This window comes from Aquimarina acroporae, assembly GCF_023195925.1.
In the GTDB taxonomy this organism is placed as follows: domain Bacteria; phylum Bacteroidota; class Bacteroidia; order Flavobacteriales; family Flavobacteriaceae; genus Aquimarina; species Aquimarina acroporae.
The window spans coordinates 1-3750 of sequence record NZ_JALPRE010000033.1 but is presented as its reverse complement, the minus strand read 5'-3'; the positions used below and the strand labels follow the sequence as shown (position 1 = coordinate 3750).

Sequence of the window (3750 nt, the reverse complement as noted above, 5' to 3'; positions counted from 1 at the left end):
ACAGAGTTCAAAAGGAGCTAGTGTAGAAAAGGTGTATGTATTACCTTCTATAGGTAATGGAGGTCGAATGATCGATGTAGACAAAAAAGATCAAAGCTTTATGATTAATTCAGTATTTCTGAACAAGAATGATACATTACGATTATCTACGATTCGCTCCAATGGTAGTATGGTAAAGTCTAATATGAGCATCAATGTAGAGCGAAATAGATTTAAAAAGCCTTTTAGTGGCAAGATTCCTGATTTCATAGATATAAAAAACCAAGCTATACAATCAGAAAAGGTATATATCCCTCAGAGTTTTATGACTGATGATATACAGGCGCTAGATGAAGTTGTAATTCGGGCAAAGAAAAGAGAACAGGAAGAATTAGAAGATAAATTTGTTCCAATACGCTTTAAGCGACACACCAAAAAGATAACAGAAAAAGATGCAAGAATGTATCCGAATATTTTAGATTATTTACGAACTCAGGGATATATGGTAAGCTATAATGCGGGTGGGGTATCGATAATTCAGCCTTGGTCTCGATCATCACCAGAGATATATGTAAATGATGTTCTTTTATCGAGTTTTGATGTCTTAGCAAATCTGGAGAGTACAGATGTTAATCGAATTTTAATTGATAAAAGAGGAGTTATTACAGCGTTACGAGGGAATGGGACTATATTGATTTATACCAGAATTAAACCATTAGGAGGTTATAGTAAAAGAAAAGAGAGTAAACAAATCATAAAAAAGGCTTTAGATAATGGCTTTGAACCGATAAAGGAGTTTTATAACCCTAGATACCCTAGTTATACAGACAAGCTGTTTAAACAATATGGCACTATACATTGGTTACCAGATTTATACATAGATCAAGGATCTGGTGCGACTACTTTTAAAATACCAGACTTACCGGTAAAAGACATGAAATTTTTTGTAGAAGGCATGGGGAGTGATGGCAGTTTGATATCAAAAGAAATAACAATTAATAATACGGATCCGAAATAAGATAAAGTACTTATTAGTAACGCTTTATTAAAGAAAATTTAAGAAAAATTCGAAAGTTATTTTCTAAATTAGGTATTTAATCTACCCTCCTAACAAATTGTTTCACAAAATCATTGTCTTATGATTAGATTTCGCATGCTTTTGGTTATGCTGTTTTTAGGCATTTATATGGGGGTTTCGCAAACAGCTTCGGGTGTTTCGCCAAACGAGTCGGTAAGTAAGTATTTCAAAATTCCTAGAGAAAGTATTTTTGTTCATTTAAATAAGAGTATTTATCTCCCTCAAGAAGAAATATGGTTTAAAGCTTACGTTTTTGATAGAAAAAATGGGTTGCCGTCATTGGCGACTACCAATTTTAATGTAGAGCTATTTGATGTTTCAGGGAATGAGGTCTATAGCGGTTTATTTTTAGGGTCTGAAGGAAATGCCAAAGGAAATATAAAAATTAATCCTAGTTGGGGAGCAGGTGAATACTATATTCGGGTTTCTACCAATTGGATGAATAATTTTATTGAAGAGGATTCTTTTGTGGCTAAACTTAAAATTTTAGATACAGGGCTCGTTCCTCAAAAAACAGATCAACAGTTAAGTTACGATTTACAGGTATTGCCTGAGGGTGGTCATTTGGTTTCTGAAATTGAAAGCACACTTGCGGCGAAGTTGATTGATAATAAGGGGCTTGGGATAATGTTTTATAAAGGTGTTGTTTTGGATGATACCGGTACTGAAATAACCACTTTTACTTCTAATAAATTCGGACTAGCAAAATTCACTATGGTTCCCAAGACGGGTATGACCTATACAGCCAAAGTTTTTCTAGATGAAGAGCAAGAAGTGGAGGCATCACTTCCTAAAACTCAGAGCAAAGGCATGGTGATGCAGGTTGATAATCAATCTAATGAGGTTTTGAAAATAAAACTATCGATTCATTCGTCAACCCGGCTTACACTTCAGAACCAGTTGTATTACTTGCTTGTACATCAAAATCAAAAATCAAAGATTGTTCCTGTAAGTTTTCCTGAAGATAAATTAGAGAGTGAAATTGTAATCGATAGATCAGAACTATATGCAGGGGTAAACACCTTAACGGTATTCAACAAAAACACACCAGTTTTGGAACGTTTGGTTTTTAATACCACCAACCAGAAGATTAAAGATGTGAGAGTTTCTAAATTGAATGCACAAAAAGACTCTTTAATTATGAGTATAAATGTCCCCAGCAATAAAGACATAACATATGATATGAGTGTTTCGGTTTTACCAGAAAAAACAAAAGGTTATGCACATCATAACTCTATGGTTTCTGCAATGCTATTGCAACCCTATGTAAAAGGTTTTGTCGAAGATGCAGGGTATTATTTTGAGGATAATGGTGAAGAGAGGCAAGCAGATTTAGATGTATTATTACTCACCCAAGGCTGGAGCCGTTATAGTTGGAACAACATTTTTAATTATGAACCCAAGGTGCTCTACGACTTTAATCGTGGTTTAGTATTAAGAGGCAGGGTACATAGCACTAGAGGAGCTAGTGTTGAGAAAGTGTATTTATTCCCATCTGATGGGAATAAAGGCAAGGTGATCGATATTGATCGGTCTAATAATAGTTTTGTGATTAACACTTTATTTTTGAAGAAGGATGACCGATTGCGTTTTTCTACTATACGCTCCAACGGCAGTATGTCAAGGGCAAACATGAATGTAAAAGTTCAAACCAATAGATTTAAAAGAACATTTGACAAAGAGTTGCCAGATATGCTCGATAGGAGTAGACTGAAGCAATTGTTACCTGTTAAAGTCCCAGAAAACTTTTATGTAGATGATATTGAGGAGTTGGATGAAGTTGTGATCAAGGGAGATAAGTTGGAAGAGTTGGAAGAGGCATTTATTCCGGAAAGGTTTAAAGATAAAACCAAGAAAATTACTTTAGAAGATACCAGAATGTATCCCAACATTTTGGATTATATCGCTACTCAAGGTTATAGAATTAAATATGGGTATTTCCAAAATTTACCCAAAACAGTGATGATAGTTCCTATAAATCCCACTTCGAGTTTTTTACCTCCAGAGGTGTATATAGATGATTTAAGGATAGACAATTTGGAACTTTTGTTCAATTTAAGATCAGAGGAGATAAGTCAAATTCTAGTAGATAAAACAGGTTCTGTTGCTGGACAAAAAGGATCTGGAAGCATATTTATATATACCAGAAAAGTTCCTTTACAAGGTTATAAAGACACGAAACAACATCCGTTTATAACCGAGCATATAATCGATAAAGGTTTCGAACCAGTAAAAGAAGTATACACTCCTGCTTATATAGACTACTACAATACATTTTTTGAAGATTATGGAGCGATTCATTGGTTACCAAATATAAAGATCGACTCAAAAACTGATGCAATTACATTCAAAATACCTAATACACCGTTTGAAAGCCTAAAGTTTTTTGTAGAAGGTATGGGTAGCGATGGTAGTTTGATATCTAAGGAAGTTATAGTTAAGAACATTGATTCTAATTAGAACCGGGCATTTACAATGAATGCTTTCTTAAGGTTTTCTTAAGAAAAGGTCTTAAAATAATTAGTATTTTAGGGGTGATAATCTGCCCACTCTAATAATTTTTAATTAAATCATTATGCTATGGTTGGGTTTCGCATACTTCTAGTTTTAGTACTACTCTGTACCACTTCTATTTATTCTCAAGTTGGTTCTACTAACATTTCACCCAATGAGTCTGTTGGAGATTATTTCAA

The 3750-nt window shown here is 34.1% G+C and carries 2 protein-coding genes; both read left to right on the top strand.

Annotated features, from left to right (window positions below; genetic code table 11):
• On the top strand, nucleotides 1-997 hold a 997-nt coding region (locus M0D21_RS22860; protein WP_248334331.1), incomplete at its 5' end, for a hypothetical protein.
• 120 nt (nucleotides 998-1117) lie between these two features.
• Nucleotides 1118-3517, top strand: a complete 2400-nt coding sequence (locus tag M0D21_RS22855) for a hypothetical protein (RefSeq protein WP_248334327.1) — start codon at nucleotides 1118-1120, stop codon at nucleotides 3515-3517.
• Nucleotides 3518-3750 lie beyond the last annotated feature (233 nt).